The sequence below is a fragment of the Oleiphilus sp. HI0066 genome, assembly GCF_001635725.1.
Genome location: NZ_LWFH01001371.1, coordinates 1 through 979 on the forward strand (window position 1 = coordinate 1; position 979 = coordinate 979).

At 43.6% G+C, this 979-nt stretch carries 2 protein-coding genes; both read right to left on the reverse strand.

All coding sequences use genetic code 11. The features are described from left to right. A partial coding sequence (locus tag A3738_RS20780) for a PaaI family thioesterase (protein WP_369819823.1) occupies positions 1-180 on the reverse strand: 180 nt, incomplete at its 3' end. 64 nt (positions 181-244) lie between these two features. Next, on the reverse strand, positions 245-979 hold a 735-nt coding region (locus tag A3738_RS20785), incomplete at its 5' end, for an alpha/beta fold hydrolase (RefSeq protein ID WP_068763823.1).

The window sequence follows — 979 nt, forward strand, 5'->3', positions numbered from 1 at the left end:
AATCGCCCCCCCATGAATAACACCAGTATCAGGGTTACCAATAATTTTCTCTGTATAAGGAAGTTCTAAGATTAATTCATTCTCGCGTGCCGAAGCTACGGTAATTCCGAGCGCCTGGCATTGAGCCAAAACAGAAATAAACCCTTCGACCTGACCTAACAAAATACTTTCGTCACGCATTCTTTATACAACCATTGTTTGAGAAAGGCAGGATTATAGTGAACTTCGTCACAAATAATAAGGCTTAAGCATCATACCCAAGCAGAGAAAGCAGCAATTCACTGGATTGCTCGGGCTGTTCAAACATAAAACAATGCCCGCCAATGGTTTTGCTTGCTTCTACAAAGGGATATTGGCGCGCTAGCTTAGGCAAGTTGGCACGCACAAAGTCATACGTGCGTGAGCCATAAATCATGTGCACAGGTATACCCAAGGCAGCTAGAGAAGACCAAACCGAGTTCGAGTAACTCGAGAAAATATTACTCTCTATTTTCGGCGGACATTTCAGTGAAAAACCACCGTTTTCATCTGATTTTATCGCATGATTAAGGTAGGAGCGTAAACAATCATCATCCCAGCCTTTGAAAGTGCCGCGTTGATAAAAGTAATTCCATAATGCTTCTTCGTCAGGCCAATACGTACCGCGAACAAGCGCTTGTTTTGCCAGGGGAAAGTGCTTTGACAGACCCAACATGCGTAAGCCATTCGCCGCATATGACCACGATCTCGACCCAATAATTGGATCTAACAAAAATACTTTCGTGAATAGCTTTGGGTCGATCTGTGTCATCAATAACGTGTTCACACCTCCAAAACTATGGCCTATCCCTATTCGCTCCACATCAGCCCATAAGGTTGAATAGTGCTGCCACACTTCAGTAAAGCTAGATGCACTATCATCCCAATCAGTAAAAGGACGAACTCCTGCGTCACTATCGCCATGTCCTTGCGCATTACTCAAAAAGATATCGAAATGTTT